The sequence below is a fragment of the Pseudomonas sp. 21LCFQ010 genome, assembly GCF_024129905.1.
Taxonomy (GTDB): Bacteria; Pseudomonadota; Gammaproteobacteria; order Pseudomonadales; family Pseudomonadaceae; genus Aquipseudomonas.
Map to the genome: position 1 here is coordinate 137,591 of NZ_JAMYDZ010000003.1, position 18,450 is coordinate 156,040.

17 protein-coding genes and 1 riboswitch are annotated in these 18,450 nt (G+C 61.6%); of the genes, 6 read left to right on the forward strand and 11 right to left on the reverse strand.

Annotated features, from left to right (window positions below):
* Positions 1 to 201 precede the first annotated feature (201 nt).
* The 3 genes from NJC38_RS05775 (at position 202) to NJC38_RS05785 (ending at position 2,796) form a co-directional block, all read left to right on the forward strand.
* Positions 202 to 1,272 (forward strand): AraC family transcriptional regulator, encoded by a 1,071-nt coding sequence (locus tag NJC38_RS05775; protein ID WP_253112059.1) that lies wholly within the window; start codon positions 202 to 204, stop codon positions 1,270 to 1,272.
* A 370-nt stretch (positions 1,273 to 1,642) separates the two neighbouring features.
* Entirely contained in the window at positions 1,643 to 2,191 is a 549-nt protein-coding gene (locus NJC38_RS05780; RefSeq protein ID WP_045486187.1) for a cytochrome b, read from the forward strand.
* A 26-nt stretch (positions 2,192 to 2,217) separates the two neighbouring features.
* Positions 2,218 to 2,796, forward strand: coding sequence for a YceI family protein (locus tag NJC38_RS05785; protein ID WP_045486189.1), 579 nt, complete (start codon positions 2,218 to 2,220; stop codon positions 2,794 to 2,796).
* 95 nt (positions 2,797 to 2,891) lie between these two features.
* On the opposite strand, the gene NJC38_RS05790 is transcribed toward NJC38_RS05785, so the two are convergent.
* The 3 genes from NJC38_RS05790 to ahcY all read right to left on the reverse strand — a co-directional run bounded on the left by NJC38_RS05790 (position 2,892) and on the right by ahcY (position 7,591).
* Complete coding sequence (locus tag NJC38_RS05790) at positions 2,892 to 4,787, reverse strand: DEAD/DEAH box helicase (protein WP_253112069.1); 1,896 nt, start codon at positions 4,785 to 4,787, stop codon at positions 2,892 to 2,894.
* A 365-nt stretch (positions 4,788 to 5,152) separates the two neighbouring features.
* A complete protein-coding gene (gene metF, locus NJC38_RS05795) occupies positions 5,153 to 5,998 on the reverse strand; it encodes a methylenetetrahydrofolate reductase [NAD(P)H] (protein ID WP_045486193.1) in 846 nt (281 codons plus the stop codon).
* Between the two features lie 183 nt (positions 5,999 to 6,181).
* Positions 6,182 to 7,591, reverse strand: coding sequence for an adenosylhomocysteinase (ahcY, locus tag NJC38_RS05800; protein ID WP_045486196.1), 1,410 nt, complete (start codon positions 7,589 to 7,591; stop codon positions 6,182 to 6,184).
* 23 nt (positions 7,592 to 7,614) lie between these two features.
* Positions 7,615 to 7,733, reverse strand: a riboswitch (S-adenosyl-L-homocysteine riboswitch).
* A 129-nt stretch (positions 7,734 to 7,862) separates the two neighbouring features.
* Between ahcY and NJC38_RS05805 the strand changes: the two genes are divergently transcribed.
* Positions 7,863 to 8,264, forward strand: a complete 402-nt coding sequence (locus tag NJC38_RS05805) for a hotdog domain-containing protein (protein WP_045486199.1) — start codon at positions 7,863 to 7,865, stop codon at positions 8,262 to 8,264.
* A gap of 147 nt (positions 8,265 to 8,411) precedes the next feature.
* Here NJC38_RS05805 and otnI read toward each other — a convergent pair whose 3' ends face one another.
* The 7 genes from otnI to NJC38_RS05840 form a co-directional block, all read right to left on the reverse strand.
* The gene (otnI, locus tag NJC38_RS05810) at positions 8,412 to 9,185 is read right to left on the reverse strand and encodes a 2-oxo-tetronate isomerase (protein WP_253112071.1); all 774 of its coding nucleotides are present in this window, start codon (positions 9,183 to 9,185) and stop codon (positions 8,412 to 8,414) included.
* 22 nt (positions 9,186 to 9,207) lie between these two features.
* Complete coding sequence (locus NJC38_RS05815) at positions 9,208 to 10,665, reverse strand: SLC13 family permease (protein WP_045486204.1); 1,458 nt, start codon at positions 10,663 to 10,665, stop codon at positions 9,208 to 9,210.
* An 83-nt stretch (positions 10,666 to 10,748) separates the two neighbouring features.
* Complete coding sequence (locus NJC38_RS05820; protein ID WP_045486206.1) at positions 10,749 to 11,387, reverse strand: aldolase; 639 nt, start codon at positions 11,385 to 11,387, stop codon at positions 10,749 to 10,751.
* The gene (otnK, locus tag NJC38_RS05825) at positions 11,387 to 12,673 is read right to left on the reverse strand and encodes a 3-oxo-tetronate kinase (RefSeq protein WP_253112073.1); all 1,287 of its coding nucleotides are present in this window, start codon (positions 12,671 to 12,673) and stop codon (positions 11,387 to 11,389) included. The genes NJC38_RS05820 and otnK overlap by 1 nt, the downstream gene beginning before the upstream one ends.
* Positions 12,674 to 12,675: 2 nt before the next feature.
* Positions 12,676 to 13,644, reverse strand: coding sequence for an L-threonate dehydrogenase (gene ltnD / locus NJC38_RS05830; protein WP_290447145.1), 969 nt, complete (start codon positions 13,642 to 13,644; stop codon positions 12,676 to 12,678).
* A 342-nt stretch (positions 13,645 to 13,986) separates the two neighbouring features.
* Positions 13,987 to 14,802, reverse strand: a complete 816-nt coding sequence (locus tag NJC38_RS05835) for a DeoR/GlpR family DNA-binding transcription regulator (RefSeq protein WP_045486211.1) — start codon at positions 14,800 to 14,802, stop codon at positions 13,987 to 13,989.
* Between the two features lie 107 nt (positions 14,803 to 14,909).
* Entirely contained in the window at positions 14,910 to 16,187 is a 1,278-nt protein-coding gene (locus tag NJC38_RS05840) for a sodium:proton antiporter (RefSeq protein ID WP_253112077.1), read from the reverse strand.
* Positions 16,188 to 16,383: 196 nt separating this feature from the next.
* On the opposite strand from NJC38_RS05840, the gene NJC38_RS05845 reads away from it, so the two are divergent.
* The gene (locus NJC38_RS05845) at positions 16,384 to 17,220 is read left to right on the forward strand and encodes a DMT family transporter (RefSeq protein ID WP_045486218.1); all 837 of its coding nucleotides are present in this window, start codon (positions 16,384 to 16,386) and stop codon (positions 17,218 to 17,220) included.
* Between the two features lie 11 nt (positions 17,221 to 17,231).
* Positions 17,232 to 17,630, forward strand: a complete 399-nt coding sequence (locus tag NJC38_RS05850) for an MAPEG family protein (RefSeq protein WP_045486221.1) — start codon at positions 17,232 to 17,234, stop codon at positions 17,628 to 17,630.
* Positions 17,631 to 18,006: 376 nt separating this feature from the next.
* On the opposite strand, the gene NJC38_RS05855 is transcribed toward NJC38_RS05850, so the two are convergent.
* A complete protein-coding gene (locus tag NJC38_RS05855; protein ID WP_253112079.1) occupies positions 18,007 to 18,417 on the reverse strand; it encodes a DUF1090 domain-containing protein in 411 nt (136 codons plus the stop codon).
* Positions 18,418 to 18,450 lie beyond the last annotated feature (33 nt).

Consider the following 18,450-nt stretch of genomic DNA (forward strand, 5'->3'; position numbering starts at 1 on the left):
TATGCGTCGGCGGTGTCGTGCAGAGTCAAATCGACTGCGCGGTTCGGGTGCGGTTGTTTCCGGATGACCCGTTTTGGGGCGTTCGTTTCTGCAAGTAACCCGAGAAAATCCTGAAAACGCCGATTTAGAGCGGTTTTAGCCGCGAACAGATGGCGGCGTGGTTCTTGCTTTCTGAAATGAATTGTCACGAAGGAGGCGATGATGGGATCTATCCTCAGCCAGCCCGATCATCCGGCAGCAATGACATTGCTCAGCGGCGGGCAGGGCAACGCCGGTGTGCTGGCTGCGGCCGCCAGCGGCTTGTGCAGCTTTATCGAAAAGCACGGCGGTGACCCGGATCGGATCCTCGGTATGTCGGGTATCGACCCTGAAGCACTGAGCCATCCAACCCTGAGCCTGGCGCTGCCCAATTATTGCCAGGTGCTCGAAGAGGCATCACGCCAGTCTGGCTGCGATAACTTCGGCCTGTACTACGGCCAGCAATTCAAACCCCAGGCGCTCGGGCTGCTGGGGTATATCGGGCTGTGCTCGGCTACGGTCGAGCAGGCGCTGATCAACTTTGCCCGGGCCTTTCCGCTGCACCAGCGCAACAGCCTGATTCGCCTGGTGGACGAGGGCGAGTGCTACCGCTTCGATTATCAAGTGCGCCACGGCGCGATTCTGTGCCGCCGCCAGGACGCCGAATTGACCTTGGGCATGGCGCTGAATCTGGTTCGCCATGTAATGGGCAATCAGTGGGCGCCGCGCGCTGTGCATTTCGAGCACCCGCGCCCGGAGCACTGGCACGAGCACTGTAAGGTGTTCGATGCGCCGGTGTACTTCGAGCAGCCTTGCAACTCGCTGGTAATCCCCAAGCGCGGCCTGCAGCGGGCCATGCCTCAGGGTGATCCGGTGTTGCTGCTGGTCATGCAGGACTCGCTTAACCAGCTCAGCCGCCTGAGCCTGCGCGGCGAGCTGGAGGTTGCCGACGACGTACGCGAGCGCGTTCGCCAGCAGTTGCTGACTGGTGAGCCGGTGCTCGATGATGTCGCCGAACAGATGGGCATGACCAGTTGGTCGCTGCAAAGGCGGCTGCGCGAACAGAATCTGAGCTTCTCGAGCGTTGTCGACACACTGCGCCGTGAACTGGCCACCCATTACCTGAGCCAGCATCAGTTGCCGATCTCCGACCTGGCGCCGCTGCTCGGTTATTCAGAAACCAGCGCCTTCTCCCGTGCTTTCCGTCGCTGGTTCGGCGTCAGCCCACGCCAATGGCGCCGCGATGGCCTGTAGGAGCGGCTTCAGCCGCGAAGGCTTCCCGGCTAAAGCGGATCGCCGCCCGGCCGCGCCTGCGGGCAATAACATCAGCCATCCCGACTTGCGCTGAGCCGATCCATCGGCCAGATAGCCATCGGCTACCGTTCATCGCCAGCAGATGGCCAGTTGTCATTGCTTAATATCGTCCTAATCTCTTATCGCTGATGCTCTGTTATGCCCGGTTTGCAGGCCCTCTGCGAACCGGCGGGTTATCCCATGGTCTGAATCGCACGATGAAAAGACCGGTGGATTGATCGTGTTTATCGATTCATCAGAGCAATTTTTTGCGCTTTTTTTCGATAGATAAATCGCTAGTCTGATCACACGTCTTACAGGGTATTAGGCAATGCAGCTACGTAACTCATCTTCTCGATACGGTCTGGTCAGCCGGGTGCTGCACTGGGGTGTGGCGCTGACGGTGTTCGGCCTGTTTGGCCTGGGGCTGTGGATGATGGGGCTGGATTACTACGACAGCTGGCGCAAGGCCGGGCCTGACCTGCACAAGAGCATCGGTCTGGTCCTGTTCGCCGCCATGCTGGTTCGGGTGATCTGGCGTTTTGTCAGCCCGCCGCCGCCACCACTGACCAGCTACAGTAGGTTGACCCGCATTGGCGCGGCGTTCGGCCATCTGTTTTTGTATGTCGCGTTGTTTGCGGTAATGACCGCCGGCTACCTGATCTCCACCGCCGACGGTGTGGGCATTCCGGTATTCGGCCTGTTTGAAGTACCAGCACTGATCAGCGGACTGCCGCAGCAGGCTGAAACGGCAGGACAGATCCACTTTTACCTGGCCTGGGCCATCGTGATCTTCGCGGTGCTTCATGGCCTGGCTGCTTTGAAACACCACTTCATTGATCGTGATGTGACCCTCAAGCGTATGCTGGGTCGTAATTGATAGTTCAACCAAAAAGGGAATACAGCATGTTGAAGAAGTCTCTCGCCGCTCTGGCCCTGGGTACCGCACTGTTCACCGCTGGCCAGGCCATGGCCGCTGATTACAAGATCGACAAGGAAGGCCAGCACGCCTTCGTCAACTTCAAGATCAGCCACCTGGGCTACAGCTACATCTACGGTACGTTCAAGGACTTCGATGGCGAGTTCAGTTTTGATGCTGCCAAGCCGGAAGCGAGCAAGATCTCGGTCGATCTGAAAACCGCCAGCCTGTTCACCAACCATGCCGAGCGTGACAAGCACATCCTCAGCAAGGATTTCCTGGATGCCGGCAAATACCCGGAAGCCAAGTTCGTTTCGACCAGCGTTAAATCCACTGGCGAGAAGACTGCTGACGTGACGGGCGACCTGACTCTGCACGGCGTCACCAAGCCGATCGTGATCAAGGCAACCTTCAACGGCGAAGGCAAGGATCCATGGGGCGGCTACCGCGCAGGCTTCAACGGCACCTCGACGCTGAACCTGAACGACTTCGGCATCAAAGGCCCAGGCCCGAGCTCTCAGACTCTGGATCTGGACATCACTGTTGAAGGTGTACAGAAGAAGTAATTCGTCGCGCCGCCAACACCATGGCTGCATCACGCAGCCATGGAGCGCAGACAAAAAAACGCCGACCCTGGGGTCGGCGTTTTTGCATCCGGCGCTCAGTCTTCGCGGTTGCGAGTCAGCAGCGCGGGTTTTTCACCGCGTGGGCGGCTTGGCAACTGATCGAGCATTTCTGGCGTCGGGAAGCGATCGATCTTCGACTCCTTGTGCATGATCTTGGGTTGTGGGGGCTGACGCTCCTGGGGACGCACGGCAGGCTCTTCGCGCAGTGGGCGACGATCACGGGACTGGCCGCGTGGCGCACCACTGCGTGCTGCACCGCCGCCAGTGCGCTTGCCCTGGCCTGAACCGCCATTGGCGTTGCGTGCACCGCCATTACTGCGCGGCTGAGCCGGGCCTTGACCCTGCGGGCGAGCAGCACCGTTGCTGGCACCCTGACCGGCCGGGCGACGGCCACGACCCTGGCCAGGTTTACCCTGGTAAGGGCTGACGTAGTCGGCGCGGTTGCCAAAGTTGTCTACATCGTCATCGAGAAACTCTTCCGGATCACGGTTGGCCGGCGGACGTGGCGGTGTGCTGGCGCGTTGTGGCTGTTGCTCACGGCCACCACCGTCACGGCCAGTGCCTTCGCGAGGCTTTTTCTCGCGTGGCTTGCGGGCCGGACGCTCACCGGCCGGCGCCGCTGCGCTGTCTTTGGCCTTGTCTTTCTCGCGGCCTTTGTCCTTGCCTTTGTCACGACGGCCGCCGCTGCCCTTCTCGGACTTCTCGCCGCCTTCGCCGCGAGCATTGCGCGGGTTACGTGGCTGGCGCGGCTCGCGCACTTCCGGCTTCTCGGCCTCTACGGCGTTGATGTCGAAACCTTGCAGGTCACCGTCAGGGATCTTCTGCCGGGTCATGCGCTCGATGCTCTTGAGCAGCTTCTCTTCGTCTGGCGCCACCAGCGAGATCGCCTCACCGGTGCGGCCCGCACGGCCGGTACGGCCGATACGGTGCACGTAGTCTTCGTCGACGTTGGGCAGTTCGAAGTTGACCACATGTGGCAACTGGTCGATGTCCAGGCCGCGGGCGGCGATATCGGTGGCAACCATGATCCGTACTTCGCCGGCCTTGAAGTCGGCCAGGGCTTTGGTACGGGCGTTCTGGCTCTTGTTGCCGTGAATTGGCACAGCGCTCAGACCGTGTTTGGTCAGGTACTCGGCCAGACGGTTGGCGCCGTGCTTGGTGCGGGTGAACACCAGCACCTGCTCCCAGGCACCCTGAGTGATCAGGTGGGCCAGCAGCGCACGCTTGTGGCTCGATGGCAGGCGGAAGACGCGCTGCTCGATGCGCTCGACCGTGGTGTTCGGCGGAGTGACTTCGATGCGCTCCGGGTCGTGCAGCAACTTGCCGGCCAGCGACACGATGTCATTGGAGAAGGTCGCCGAGAACAGCAGGTTCTGGCGCTTGGCCGGCAGACGGGCCAAGACCTTCTTGACGTCATGGACGAAGCCCATGTCGAGCATGCGGTCGGCTTCGTCGAGGACCAGGATTTCAACGTGGGACAGGTCGACGCTGCCTTGGCCGGCCAGGTCGAGCAGGCGGCCCGGGCAGGCGACCAGCACGTCAACGCCCTTGGCCAGGGCCTGGACCTGCGGGTTCATGCCTACGCCGCCGAAAATGCAGGCGCTGACGAACTTCAGGTCGCGGGCATACAGCTTGAAGCTGTCATGCACCTGGGCGGCCAGTTCGCGGGTCGGGGTCAGGACCAGTACGCGCGGCTGGCGCGGGCCATGACGCTGGGATTTGTCCGGATGACCGTTGGGGAACAGCCGCTCCAGGATCGGGAGGGCGAAACCACCGGTCTTACCAGTACCTGTCTGGGCGGCGACCATCAGATCGCGGCCTTGCAACACGGCGGGAATCGCCCGCTGTTGCACGGGAGTAGGCTGGGTATAGCCCGCCGCTTCGACAGCGCGGACTAGAGCCTCGGAGAGACCGAGGGAAGCAAAGGACATGAGAAATCCTGTTCTGGTTTGGAGCTTGTGCTCTGGAATGATCATGCCTGGCGGAATGGCGTTCAGGCTGCCTGAACCTGCAGCGTATGTGTGCTGTAGATTTTCAGGAGCTTGTCGGGACGCGATCCCGTCCGGTGCTGCGGGGTCAGAAATCCATCTCGTGACTGCATCGGCGCGATCGAGATGCCTATTGCAAGACCCAGCGTCCGGGCGTAAGCCTGGCGGGAAGGCCGGAGTATATCAGAATCGGTGTTCTGCACGGCTGTCCGGCTGTATGACGGTTTTTATCAGGAGAACGGCCCCGAAGCAATGCCTCAGGGCCATCAAAGGCTGTCGACGTTCCGAACGGTCGTCGCGCAGCGCTTTCAGCGAGGCAGCTTCAGATTGTTCCAGATCGCCAGACTCGGTTCTGCCTGATTCAGCGTGTAGAAGTGCAACCCAGGTGCGCCGCCCTGCAGCAGGCGTTCGCTCATCTCGGTCACGACCTGCTCGCCAAACGCCTGGATGCTCGCCGTATCGTCACTGTAGGCTTCCAGTTGCTTGCGGACCCAGCGCGGGATTTCCGCACCGCAGGCGTCCGAGAAGCGCGCCAGCTTGCTGTAGTTGGTGATCGGCATGATGCCGGGCACTACGGGAATATCCACACCCAGCTTCTGCACGCGCTCCATGAAGTAGAAGTAGCAGTCGGCACTGAAGAAATACTGAGTGATCGCGCTGTCGGCACCGGCCTTGACCTTGGTCACGAAGTGCGCGATGTCGTCGTCGAAGTTACGCGCTTGCGGGTGCATCTCCGGGTAGGCGGCGACTTCGATATGGAAGTGGTCGCCGGTTTCTTCACGAATGAAGCTCACCAGGTCGCTGGCGTAGCGCAGCTCACCGCTGGCCATGCCCATGCCCGAAGGCAGGTCACCGCGCAGGGCAACGATGCGTTTGACGCCGGCGTTCTTGTACTGCGTCAACAGCTCACGCAGTTCGGTCTTGGTGTCGCCGACGCACGACAGGTGCGGTGCGGCAGGAACTTTGACTTCGTTTTCGAGCTGCAGCACGGTATTGAGCGTGCGGTCACGGGTCGAACCGCCCGCACCGTAGGTGCAGGAGAAAAAGTCGGGATTGTAGGCTGCCAGTTGGTGGGCAACATTCAGCAGCTTTTCATGGCCAGCATCGGTCTTGGTCGGAAAGAACTCGAAGCTGTAGCGGCGTTCTTGGCTCATCTGGCCGGTCTCATATTGATGCGGACATATCCGCGATAACGCGCAGAAACTTGATCGCTGCCCCGGTAGGAGCGACCTTGGTCGCGAAGAGGCCATGCCAGGCACAACATATGTTGCGCCTGGTCGATTGCTTTCGCGAGCAAGCTCGCTCCTACAGGATTTTCACCACAGGGCAGACGTTGATCAGTAGCGGTAAGTGTCTGGCTTGAACGGGCCTTCGACGGTCACGCCGATGTAGTCGGCCTGAGTCTTGGTCAGTTTGGTCACTACGCCGCCGAAGCCACGGACCATTTCCAGGGCCACTTCTTCGTCGAGTTTTTTCGGCAGTACTTCAACGGTCAGACGCTGGGCTTTCTGCTCGGCCGACAGGTCGGCGTACTTCTGTTCGAACAGGAAGATCTGCGCCAGCACCTGGTTGGCGAACGAACCGTCCATGATGCGGCTCGGGTGACCGGTGGCGTTGCCCAGGTTCACCAGACGGCCTTCGGCCAGCAGGATCAGGTAGTCGTCGTTATGCGGGTCAAAGCTGCCCGGGCCGGTACGGTGGATCTTGTGTACCTGTGGCTTGACCTCTTCCCACGCCCAGTTCTTGCGGGTGAAAGCCGTGTCGATTTCGTTGTCGAAGTGACCGATGTTGCACACCACAGCACGCTTTTTCAGGGCCTTGAGCATGCCGGCGTCGCAGACGTTGACGTTGCCGGTGGTGGTCACGATCAGGTCGATCTTGCCCAGCAGGGCTTTGTCGACGCTGGCTTCGGTGCCGTCGTTTTCACCGTTGATGTACGGCGAAACCACTTCGAAACCGTCCATGCATGCCTGCATGGCGCAGATCGGGTCAACTTCGGTGACCTTGACGATCATGCCTTCCTGACGCAGCGACTGGGCCGAGCCCTTGCCCACGTCACCGTAGCCGATGACCAGCGCTTGCTTGCCCGACAGCAGGTGGTCGGTGCCGCGCTTGATGGCGTCGTTGAGGCTGTGACGGCAACCGTACTTGTTGTCGTTCTTGCTCTTGGTCACCGAGTCGTTGACGTTGATGGCCGGGATCTTCAGCTCGCCTTTGGCCAGCATCTCTTGCAGGCGGTGAACGCCGGTGGTGGTTTCTTCGGTAACGCCGTGGATGCGTTCGAGCATCTGCGGGTACTTCTTGTGCAGGATTTCGGTCAGGTCGCCGCCGTCGTCCAGAATCATGTTGGCGTCCCAAGGCTGACCGTCCTTGAGGATGGTCTGCTCGATGCACCACTCGTACTCTTCTTCGGTCTCGCCTTTCCAGGCGAACACAGGAATACCGGCAGCAGCGATGGCGGCAGCGGCCTGGTCCTGGGTCGAGAAGATGTTGCACGACGACCAGCGTACTTCGGCACCCAGGGCAACCAGGGTTTCGATCAGCACGGCAGTCTGAATGGTCATGTGGATGCAGCCGATGATTTTCGCGCCCTTGAGCGGTTGCTCACCGGCGTATTTGCGGCGCAGGCCCATCAGGGCAGGCATTTCCGATTCGGCAATGATGGTTTCGCGACGGCCCCAGGCGGCCAGGGAGAAGTCGGCAACCTTGTAGTCGTTGAAATCTGCGGGCGTGTTTGCAGCGCTCATTGAAGAGACTCCATTCCATAAAGTATGAATGGGCGCCGTTGTGCGTTCAGGTTTACACCTATAAAGCCCGCAGCCGGAGGCTGGCGAGCAACGCCCCATCCGAGCCTGACAGGGTAAACCTGCTGCAGCGCCCCTCGGACAGGTGGCGGGAACGGTATCAAGTGTTGATGACCGTTTGAAAACGGGTGGCAGTATAGCCGTGCTTGCGATGGTTCCCAAGGTTTTATATGCCATGATGGGGCCATCCATCGGCAGTCACTCAGGAGAGACCATGAACTTCCATACCCGCAAGTGGGTGAAACCCGAAGACCTCAACCCTAACGGCACGCTGTTTGGCGGCAGCCTGCTGCGCTGGATCGACGAAGAGGCCGCGATCTACGCCATCGTGCAACTGGGTAACCAGCGGGTGGTGACCAAGTACATCTCGGAGATCAACTTCGTCAGCGCCTCGCGCCAGGGCGACATCATCGAACTGGGGATTACCGCTACCGAGTTTGGCCGCACCTCGATCACCCTGCGTTGCCAGGTGCGTAACAAGATCACCCGCAAGAGCATCCTGACCGTCGAGAAGATGGTCTTCGTCAACCTCGGCGAAGACGGCCAGCCCGCGCCGCATGGCCGGACTGAAATCCGCTACATCAAGGACCAGTTCGACCAGCCGGAAGACGAATAAACCAGACCATACATCGGTTATGCAGCCAATCCAGTCGGCATAGTCATTTGGTCGATCATCGGTGGGAGCGACCTTGGTCGCGAAGGCTACCTGCCAGGCGCTGGATATGTTGCGCCTGGACAGGCTCTTTCGCGAGCGGGCTCGCTCCTACAGGCGGCGCAGCCACTCCAGGCCTTCGCTGGTATCGCCTTTGGGGCGGTACTCGCAGCCGATCCAGCCGGTATAGCCCAACTGGTCGATCACCTCGAACAGGTGCGCGTAGTTCAGCTCGCCCAGGTTCGGTTCGTGACGGTCCGGCACGCCGGCGATCTGGATGTGGCCGATCCCGGCAAAGTCGCGGCGCAGTTTGGCGGTCAGGTCGCCTTCGACGATCTGGCAGTGGTAGCAATCGAACTGCACCTTCAGATTGTCTGCACCGACCTGCTGCACGATGGCTTGCGCCTGATCCTGGCGATTGAGAAAGAAACCCGGCATGTCACGGGTGTTGATCGGTTCAATCAGCACCGTGATACCCAAGGGCTTTGCCTGGGCAGCGGCATAGGCCAGATTCTCCAGATACACCGCCTGATGCCTGGCGCGCAGCTCTTCGCTGGGCAGCAGACCGGCCATCACGTGGATGCGGTCATTGCCCAGCACTTGTGCATATTCCAGCGCCTTGGCGATACCGCCCCGGAATTCTTGTTCACGGCCCGGCAGGCTGGCGATGCCACGCTCGCCCGCCGCCCAGTCGCCCGGTGGGGCGTTGAACAGCGCCTGTACCAGAGCGTTGTCGTCAAGACGCTGCTTCAACTCCTGAGGGCTGTAGTCATACGGGAACAGATACTCGACCGCCGCAAAGCCGTCGGCGGCAGCGGCAGCGAAGCGGTCCAGGAAGTCATGCTGCGGGTACAGCATGCTGAGGTTGGCGGCGAAACGAGGCATATTAACTCCGGTCTTCAAAGCGTCAGACAAAAGGCCACAGCAGCAGGGTGAATACAAACCCCAAGGTGCCCAGCAGGGTGACCAGCACAGTCCAGGTACGCAAGCCGTCGGCCACGTTCAGGCCGGCCAGTTTGGTGAACATCCAGTACCCGGCGTCGTTGATGTGCGACATCGCCAGGCCGCCACCGCCCATGGCCAGGCACAGCAACGCGAGCTGGTTGGCCGACAGGTCCAGGGTGGCAATCAGCGGGCTGAGAATGCCTGCGGTGGTGACCAGCGCCACGGTGGTCGAACCCTGTACTGCACGCAGCAGCATGGTCAGGATAAAGCCCAGCGCCAGAACCGGCAGGCCGGTGTGACGCAGCGCTTCGGAAACGACCGCACCGATACCGGTGTCGACCAGCACCTTGCCGAACACGCCGCCAGCACCGGCGATCAGGATCACCATGGCCACGCCCGGCAGCGCCGAGCCGATCACATCAGAGACCTGCGAGCGGCTCCAGCCACGGCGCGAGCCGAGCAGCCAGGCACACAGCAGGGTGTCGATCAGCAGCGCCACCAGCGGCGCGCCGAGTACGGTCAGGATGTCGCGCAGGGTCGAACCGACCGGCAGCATGGTGGTGGCCAGGGTGCCGAGCAGAATCAGCACGATCGGCAGCAGGATCAGCGCGATGATCATCCCGAAACCCGGTGCCGGTGCGGCTGGCAGGCTCTTGGCCAGGCTACTGGCGCTGGCTTCGGCGCCGAACTCTTTGTCCTGCACCACTTCACGTACAGTGGAGTAGTCGTTGCGCGCCCAGGCTTGCAGATCGGCGTTGGTCACGTGCGGGCCGTAGACCTCGGCCCGGATGTCATCGGTCATCGGGTAGGTCTTGCGGGTCATGCGCCCGGCAATGAAGTAACCCACCGCGCAAACCACCGCCACCAGCGGAATACCCAGCAGCAATACCCGACCCAGATCGGCGCCCAGTTGGCTGGCAGCGGCAACAGCACCCGGATGCGGCGGCAGGAAGGCGTGCACCGCGAGCAATGCTGCGCACATCGGCAGGGCGAAGATCAGCAGCGGTTTGCGTGCGGTACGTGCCACGCCATAGGCCAGTGGCATGAGGATGATCACCCCGACCTCAAAGAACACCGGAATGCCAACGATGAAGCCCGCGACGGTCAGGGCCAGCGGTGTGCGCCGGTTGCCGAAGCGTTCGATCAGCGTTTTGGCCAGCGCCTCGGCACCGCCTGACAACTCAATGATGCGCCCGATCATTGCGCCCAGGGCGATGATGATCGCGATATGCCCCAGGGTCTTGCCCATGCCGCCCTCAATGGTGGCAACCAGATCGGCGGGCTTAACCCCGGCTACCAGCGCGACGATGATGCTGACCAGCATCAGGGCCACGAAGGGCTGGAGTTTGTACTTGAGGACCAGAAACAGCAGCAGTGCGATACCGGCACCGGCGATTAGCATCAGCATTAATGGAGTCATGCTTTCATCCTGTTTTTATTGTTGTCCGGCAGTGCCGGGGCTGGCAGGGCGCCGCAAGGCGGCGCCGGGATGTGGAACGGGGGTTACCACTTGGCGCCGAAGACCTGATGCAGCTCTTCGAGCGCCTGCTCCGGCAGTGGAGCGGGTTTGGGATTGCTCATCAGCCACAAACGGGCGGTCTCTTCGAGTTCTTCCAGGGCGTAGCAGGCCTTGGCTACCGAGCTTTCCCAGATCACCGGGCCGAGCCGTTCGAGCATCACGCCTCGCACGCTGTTGGCCAGTTGCGCGACGCGCTCGGCGACGATCGGCGAGCCGGGGCGCTGGTAGCCGATCAGCGGAATATGGCCGACCTTCATCACCTGGTAGGGCGTCAGCGGCGGCAGAATGTCGTCTTCGTGCCACACCCCGGCCAGGGTCAACGCCACCAGATGGGTGGAGTGGGTATGCACCACGCCGCCGACCTCTGGATTGCGGTCATACACCTGGCGGTGCAGGGCCAGGGTCTTGGAAGGCTTGCTGCCGGAGACCCATTCACCGGCCAGGTTGACCTTGGCGATGTCGTCCGGCTGCATGCGGCCCAGGCAGGCATCAGTCGGGGTGATCAGCCAGCCGTCGTCGAGCCGGGCGCTGATATTGCCGGCGCTGCCGACGGTGTAGCCACGGCCATACAGCAGGCGGCCCACGTCGCAGATTTCTTCGCGCAGGGCTTTTTCATTGCTCATCAGACCGCTCCTGCCAATTGCTTGAGGGCTTTGGCGAAGAAGTCGCGGGCGCCGAAGTTGCCCGACTTGAGGGCCAGGGCCAGCGGCTGTTCACCGTCGCTGACTGTCGCCGGTACACCGGGGTCGATCTGGGCGCCGATTTTCAGCAGTTGCACGCCCAGCGCCTGAACCACCGAGCCGGAGGTCTCGCCGCCAGCGACCACAAAGCGTCGCACGCCCGCGTCGAACAGACCCTTGGCGATCTGCCCCAGCGCCTCCTCGACCATGGCACCGGCACGCTCGGCACCGAGTTTTTCCTGCACCGCTTTGACTTCGTCCGGGGTGCTGGTGGCGTAGATCAGTACGGTCTGGCCGGCGTCACGGGCAAAGGCCAGCGCCTGCTCGACCACCGGTTGACCGGCGGCCAGCGCCAGCGGGTCGATGCGCAGCGCCGGGCGACCGGCTTCCAGCCAGGCCAGCACCTGACCATTGGTGGCCAGCGAAGCGCTGCCGGCCAGTACCACTTCACCGCCTTCGATGGCGATGCTCTGGGCCGCGTCGATGTCGCGCAGCTTGCCGGCCTTGCGGAAGTTGCCCGGCAGGCCCAGCGCCAGGCCGGAACCGCCGGTCAGCAGCGGCAGGTCGGCGCAGGCTGCACCCAGGGTGTAGAGGTCGGCATCGGACACGGCATCGGCAATCGCCATGCTCACGCCCTCGGCGCGCAGCTCGGCAATGCGTGCACGCACCGCGTCGCTGCCCTTGGCCACGGTGTCATAGCGCAGCAGACCGACCTTGCCCTTGGTTTGTGCTTGCAGCACGCGCACCAGGTTGGCGTCGCCCATCGGTGTCAGCGGGTGATTCTGCATCCCCGACTCGCTGAGCAACTGGTCCTGGACAAACAGGTGGCCACGGAAAATGGTCCGGCCGTTTTCCGGAAACGCCGGGCAGGCGATGCTGAAGTCACCGCCCAGTCTGGCCAGCAGTGCTTCGCTGACCTGGCCGATGTTACCGGCGGCAGTGGAGTCGAAGGTCGAGCAGTATTTGAAGAAGATCTGCTCGCAGCCACGCTCGTGCAGCCACTCCAGCGCGGCGAGGGATTCATCCACCGCCTCGGCAGCCGGGGTGGTGCGCGACTTCAGCGCGATGACAATGGCGTCGGCATCAAGGCCGGCAGCCACTTCGGCGCTGGGGATGCCGATGCTCTGTACGGTGCGCATGCCGCCGCGTACCAGCATGTTGGCAAGGTCCGTGGCACCGGTGAAGTCATCAGCGATGCAACCGAGCAGCGGGCGGGAAGTAACCGTCATGATCATTGCTCCCCTTTGGCTTTTGGCAGTTCGATGCCCGGGAAAATTTTGATCACTGCCGAGTCGTCTTCACGGCCAAAGCCGGCACTGGAGGCCTGCATGAACATCTGGTGTGCGGTGGCCGACAGCGGCAGCGGGAATTTGCTGGTGCGGGCGGTATCCAGCACCAGGCCCAGGTCCTTGACGAAAATGTCCACCGCCGACAGCGGCGTGTAGTCAGCGTTGAGGATGTGCGGCACGCGGTTTTCGAACATCCACGAGTTGCCGGCGCTGTTGGTGATCACTTCGTACAGGGCATCGGCATCCACGCCTTCGCGCAGGCCCAGGGCCATGGCTTCGGCGCTGGCGGCGATATGCACACCGGCCAGCAACTGGTTGATGATCTTGACCTTCGAGCCCAGACCATGGACGTCACCAAGGCGGTAAACCTTGCCAGCCATGCCGGCCAGCACGGCTTCGGCCTTGGCGTAGGCGTAGGCCGGGGCGGAGGTCATCATGGTCATTTGCCCGGCAGCGGCCTTGGCGGCGCCACCGGAGATGGGCGCGTCGAGGTACAGCAGGCCCTGATCGGCCAGGCGCTGGCCCAGCTCGACGGCGAAGGTCGGGGCGACAGTGGCGCAACCGATCACCAGACTGCCGGGGCGCAGAGCAGCAACGGCACCGTTGTCACCGAACAGCACGGTTTCGGTCTGCTCGGCGTTGACCACCACGGTGATGATGATGTCGCAGGCGCCAGCCAGTGCAGCAGGCGAGGCGGCAGCGACACCTCCTTCGTTGGCAAAAGCCTGAACCACTTCACTGCGCACGTCACAGGCATGCACCTTGAAGCCATTGCGCAGCAGCGAGCGGGCAATGCCCAGACCCATGGCGCCCAGGCCGATCACACCGACATTCGATTGAGTCATTGCTGTCATCCTCGGTCGTCGCCGCTGCACATCACGAGCGCCTCTAAAAACGACCTGCGTTGCCATCGCTGCGTTGAAAACCGGCTCAAAATGCTCATTTACAATCCGTAAACTGCGCTTTCTCGCCGGTTTTCGCCTTGCGCTGGCTGCCTCGCCTACGTTTTTATAGATGCCCTCATGCCAACAGACGGCTTAATTGTTCTGAAATGTGAATCTGATAGTGGATCAGTGAGCTGATAATGTGAAGTATTTTTTCTATTTAACAAATGTTCACATTGTTGATCTGCGTCACACAGACAGCAAAAAGCCCCTGGGCAGGGGCTTTGGCATGTGAATGGTAGGAGCTGCTTTAGCAGCGAAACCCAAACCTGATTCGCCGCTAAAGCGGCTCCTACGCGGCGGGTAGGGTTACGCCGGGGTAGAGGCCAGCAGCAGCTCGATGCGCTGGTTGCGGATGCTTTCAGCGGCAGCCGGGGTCAGGGCGTCGTCTGTTATCACGCTGTCGAACTGTTCCAGCGCCGCGACTTTGTACATGCCGAAGGTGCCGTACTTGGAGCTGCTGGCGATCAGCACACTGCGCGAGGCCGACTGCATGGCGGCCTGTTTGACCTCGACCTTGAGCGCCGAAGGCGTGGTACTGCCACGCTGCAAATCCCAGGAACTGGTGGACATGAACGCGATGTCGGTCGCCAGCTGGCGCAGGGTCGCGGCGGCCAGGCCGCCGACGCTGGAGCGGTTGGGGTGGTCGAGCAGGCCGCCGGTGTGAATCACATCCACATGGTTGGCATCGGCCAGCGCATTGACGATGCCAAAGTCGTTGGTGACCACCGTCATTCCCGACAGCGCGGCAATGTGCGGGACGATTTCCAGCGTCGTGGTGCCGGCATCCAGATAAACCGTCATGTCCGGGTGCAGCAGCGCGGCGGCCAGGCGTGCCATCGCTTGCTTGTTCGGCAGTTCCACCACGGCCTTGGACTGGTGGCTGGGCTCGCTGTGCAACTGGCTGGCGATCCGCACGCCACCGGTGACCGAGTAGGCGCGGCCTTCCTGCTCCAGCAGGGCGATGTCACGGCGGATGGTCATGTGCGAGCAGTCGAACATGTCCATCAGTTGGTGCACGCTCAGCACCTGATGCTTGCGCAACTGACGCAGCATCTGCTCGCGGCGTTGATCGGGAATCATCGGTGCGCCGCCGGTCATGGCGGGTTTCTCTGGGGTGGACATCTCTGCTCCTGCAAGGCGACTTCCAGACATGCCGTCAAGTTTACGTGCAGCGCCGCGATGGGCAGAAAATTTTTTAACACAATCTGCTCATCCCGGACGCCGCCCGATCAATGGTTGGGGTGCGGCGCTGCGGCGTTTGAGTCAGCTACCTGCGGCTGACCGGTCACCGAACGCACCAGCCTGCCAATGGTCAGGCCCTGCAACAGGATCGACAGCAGCACCACGATGTAGGTGATGCTCAGCACGATGTCGCGTTCCGGCCCGAGCGGCAGCGCCAGTGCCAAGGCCACCGACACACCGCCACGCAGCCCGCCCCAGGTCAGGATGCGGATCGTGCCTTGCGGCACCTTGCGCCAGCGGCGCAGCAGCAAAATCGCCGGCGCCACGGTGATAAAGCGCGACAGCACAATAGCCACGGCCAACAGGCCGGCGGCCGCCAGGTGCAGCCAGGAGAACGGTAACAGCAACAGCTCCATGCCGATCAGCGCGAACAGCAGGGCATTGAGCATGTCGTCGAGCAACTCCCAGAAACCGTCCATATAGCGGCGGGTCATGTCGTTCATCGCCAGATTACGGCCCAGATTGCCGATGATCAGGCCGGCCACCACCATGGCAATCGGCGCCGATACGTGCAGTTCCGAAGCCAGCGCCGAACCGCCGATGACCAGTGCCAGGGTCAGCATTACCTCGATCTGGTACTGCTCGATGCTCTTGATCATCAGGTACACCGCGTAGCCAATCAGGCCGCCGTACAGCACCCCACCGATGGCCTCGTGGGCAAACAGGATGGCGGTCTCGGTCACGCTCGGGGTCTCGCCCAGTTGCGCGATGCCCAACAGCACGGTGAACACCACCACAGCGGTGCCGTCGTTGAACAGGCTTTCACCAACGATGGTGGTTTTCAGGGGTTTGGAGGCATTGGCGGTCCGTAGCACGCCGAGCACCGCGATCGGGTCGGTGGGCGAGATCAGCGCGCCGAACAACAGGCAATACAGGAAACTGACGTGCCAGCCGAACATCGCGAAAATCCACCAGGCCAGGCTGCCAATCACAAAGGTGGCGATCAGCACGCCGAAGGTCGCCAGCAGGCCGATGGGCCAGCGATAACTCTTCAGGTCTGCGAGGTTGACGTGCAAGGCGCCGGCGAACAGCAGAAACGACAGCATCCAGTTCATCAGCAGATCGCCAAAGTCGATCTGGCCGATCAACTGTTCCACGCGCTCTTCAAGGCCGGGAAAGCCCAACAGGCTCAGGCCTTGTAGCAGCAGGGAAAAGATCAGTGCCGTGACCATCACACCAATGGTGGGTGGCAGGCCGATGAAGCGGTAATTCACGTAAGTGAGCAGGGTGGTCAGGCAGATAAACGCAGCAGCAAGTTCAAGCATCCGTAGTTCCGTATTGGCAGATCCATATTCATTTCGTATCGAGGGTCTAGCGGCCCCGGCAAGTGTCGGCGCGAAGGCGATTGACCACCGGGAAGGGGTAATAGTGCACGGTTTGAGAAATTTTTTGCCACATTAGCTGCCTTGACTGTTGGCCTGTCTGTCATGCTGGGGGCTCTCTGAGCAAGGAGTAAAGCGCGTGTTGGCGACAGCTCTGGTACTGGTGGCGGCCGTGCTGCACGCGGTATGGAACACCCTCGTCAAGTTCAGTGCCGAGCGCTTGCTGGTGATCGCCAGCATGGACGGCGTGGCACTGCTGTGTGCATTACTGGCGGTCAGCTTCGTCAGCCCGCCGCCGGTGCAGGTCTGGCCCTGGCTGGTGGCTTCGGCGCTGTTCGAACTGCTGTATCGCGCGTTGCTGATCAAGGCTTACCGGGTGGGTGACCTGGGACTGGTGTATCCGCTGATGCGCGGACTCTCACCGCTGGTGGTGCTGGCCCTGACGCTGATCTCTGGTGGTGAGCAACTGAGTGTCCAGCAGATCATTGGCATTTTGCTGATTCCGTGCGGGATGGTCTGCCTGCTCTGGCAAGGTGGCGGCGGGGAGCGCTTGCCCTGGAGCTTGCTGCCGGTGGTCGGGCTGATTGGCCTGTGCATCGGCAGCTACACCTGGATCGACGGCCAGGCCCTCAAGCTGGGCGTGCCGGCGCTGGATTATCTGGTGTGGCTGACGCTGGTCAGTGCCTGGCCGTTTCCGGTGCTGGCAGCCTGTTACAAATATCAGGGGCTAATGACGTTCTGGCGCGAACAGTGGACACTCGGGCTGAGTGTCGGGCTTTGCGTGCTGCTGAGCTACGCCCTGGTGTTGTGGGCCATGCAACTGGGGTCGGTGGCGGAGGCGGCGGCCTTGCGCGAGGTCAGCGTATTGCTGGTGGTGTTGATGGGCATGCGTTACCTGAAAGAACCTTTTGGCCGGCCCCGGCTCTTAGCATGTGGTCTGGTGTTGCTCGGCATGCTGGTAATGAAGTTCAAATAAGGAATCAACTTATGACAGTCGCTTTTTGGTGTGTGTTGATCGCGATTCTCCTGCCGCTGATCTGCTCGGTTATTGCCAAGGCCAGCAGCGGCAAGTTTCGATCGGGTCATAACCGTGACCCCAGGGATTTTCTGGATCGGCTGGAAGGCTTGCCACGGCGTGCCCATGCCGCGCAACTGAACGGCTTCGAAGTGCTGCCGGGCTTTGCCGCCGCAGTGATCATTGCCCACATCGCCGGCAATGCACAGCTGGTGACCATCGATGTGCTGGCGGTGCTGTTCATCACCAGCCGCTTGCTGTTCATCATTTTCTATCTGGCCGACCTGGCGGTGCTGCGCTCGATCTCTTTCCTGGTTGGCCTGGGGCTGATCATCGGCCTGTTCGTCGCCTCGGCGGTGCCAGCGGCCTGACCGGCGGAGGCGGTGATCTGGCCCCTCTCGCGAAGAGGCCAGTAAGCTCACAGCATCTGCTGCGACTGTGCCTCCGTCTTCGTCGGCAAGCCAACTCTCATCAAACAAATTACAAATCGCTGATTTACAAGGCCCTCCCGTAGGAGCAGCTTTAGCTGCGAAGCCTTTCGCAGCTAAAGCTGCTCCTACGGGGTTGCGTGTTGGCTACGCGACAGCGCGGCGCCGAGGCGGCGGGCGATCTCCCACCGAATTTGTGTCGTGCCTAAGAAGCAGGTACGGCGCCGACTCGGTGGGAGTCGGCTCAGCCGACGAATGCGGTGGTTCATTAAGTAAACAGTGTCGGCTTCAGCCGCGAATGGACTGATATCGCCGTCTCTCAGTTCTGAGTCTGGACCTTGTCCAGTTCAGCCTGGGCATCGACCAGTTCTTTGCGTGACTCGGCCAGTTTGTCTTTGCGTTTGTTGATGCGCTCCGGGTCGCCCTTGGCCATGGCTTTGTTCAGGTCGGTCTGGCGGCGGCTGACTTCACGCTTGGCATCCAGCACCTTCTGTTCATGCTGCTTGAGCAAAGCGGTTTCGCTGCAGTTGGCGTTGACTTCGCTCAGCGCCTTTTCCAGCCCGGCCTGCTCACGTTTGTTGCCGTCAGCCTTGGCTTGCTGAATCTTGCCGTTGATTTCCTGGCTCTTGAGCAGGCAGCCCGACGCCGGTGGTGCCTGTTCCGCGGCCAGTACCGCTGGCGACCCCAAGGTGCACGCCAGCGCCAGGATCAATGGGGAAAACAGCTTCATGTGAACTCCTTGTGCAAGCCGGGCGCAGATAAC

Excerpts from the sequence above, each read along its gene's own strand:
- ahcY (WP_045486196.1), bottom strand. The coding sequence starts at position 7,591 with ATGAGCGCTGCAAACACGCCCGCAGATTTCAACGACTACAAGGTTGCC.
- NJC38_RS05850 (WP_045486221.1), top strand. The coding sequence starts at position 17,232 with ATGACAGTCGCTTTTTGGTGTGTGTTGATCGCGATTCTCCTGCCGCTG.
- NJC38_RS05835 (WP_045486211.1), bottom strand. The coding sequence starts at position 14,802 with ATGTCCACCCCAGAGAAACCCGCCATGACCGGCGGCGCACCGATGATT.
- NJC38_RS05780 (WP_045486187.1), top strand. The coding sequence starts at position 1,643 with ATGCAGCTACGTAACTCATCTTCTCGATACGGTCTGGTCAGCCGGGTG.
- NJC38_RS05790 (WP_253112069.1), bottom strand. The coding sequence starts at position 4,787 with ATGTCCTTTGCTTCCCTCGGTCTCTCCGAGGCTCTAGTCCGCGCTGTC.
- NJC38_RS05775 (WP_253112059.1), top strand. The coding sequence starts at position 202 with ATGGGATCTATCCTCAGCCAGCCCGATCATCCGGCAGCAATGACATTG.
- NJC38_RS05815 (WP_045486204.1), bottom strand. The coding sequence starts at position 10,665 with ATGACTCCATTAATGCTGATGCTAATCGCCGGTGCCGGTATCGCACTG.
- NJC38_RS05855 (WP_253112079.1), bottom strand. The coding sequence starts at position 18,417 with ATGAAGCTGTTTTCCCCATTGATCCTGGCGCTGGCGTGCACCTTGGGG.
- ltnD (WP_290447145.1), bottom strand. The coding sequence starts at position 13,644 with ATGGCAACGCAGGTCGTTTTTAGAGGCGCTCGTGATGTGCAGCGGCGA.
- metF (WP_045486193.1), bottom strand. The coding sequence starts at position 5,998 with ATGAGCCAAGAACGCCGCTACAGCTTCGAGTTCTTTCCGACCAAGACC.
- otnI (WP_253112071.1), bottom strand. The coding sequence starts at position 9,185 with ATGCCTCGTTTCGCCGCCAACCTCAGCATGCTGTACCCGCAGCATGAC.
- otnK (WP_253112073.1), bottom strand. The coding sequence starts at position 12,673 with ATGACGGTTACTTCCCGCCCGCTGCTCGGTTGCATCGCTGATGACTTC.
- NJC38_RS05840 (WP_253112077.1), bottom strand. The coding sequence starts at position 16,187 with ATGCTTGAACTTGCTGCTGCGTTTATCTGCCTGACCACCCTGCTCACT.
- NJC38_RS05820 (WP_045486206.1), bottom strand. The coding sequence starts at position 11,387 with ATGAGCAATGAAAAAGCCCTGCGCGAAGAAATCTGCGACGTGGGCCGC.
- NJC38_RS05785 (WP_045486189.1), top strand. The coding sequence starts at position 2,218 with ATGTTGAAGAAGTCTCTCGCCGCTCTGGCCCTGGGTACCGCACTGTTC.
- NJC38_RS05805 (WP_045486199.1), top strand. The coding sequence starts at position 7,863 with ATGAACTTCCATACCCGCAAGTGGGTGAAACCCGAAGACCTCAACCCT.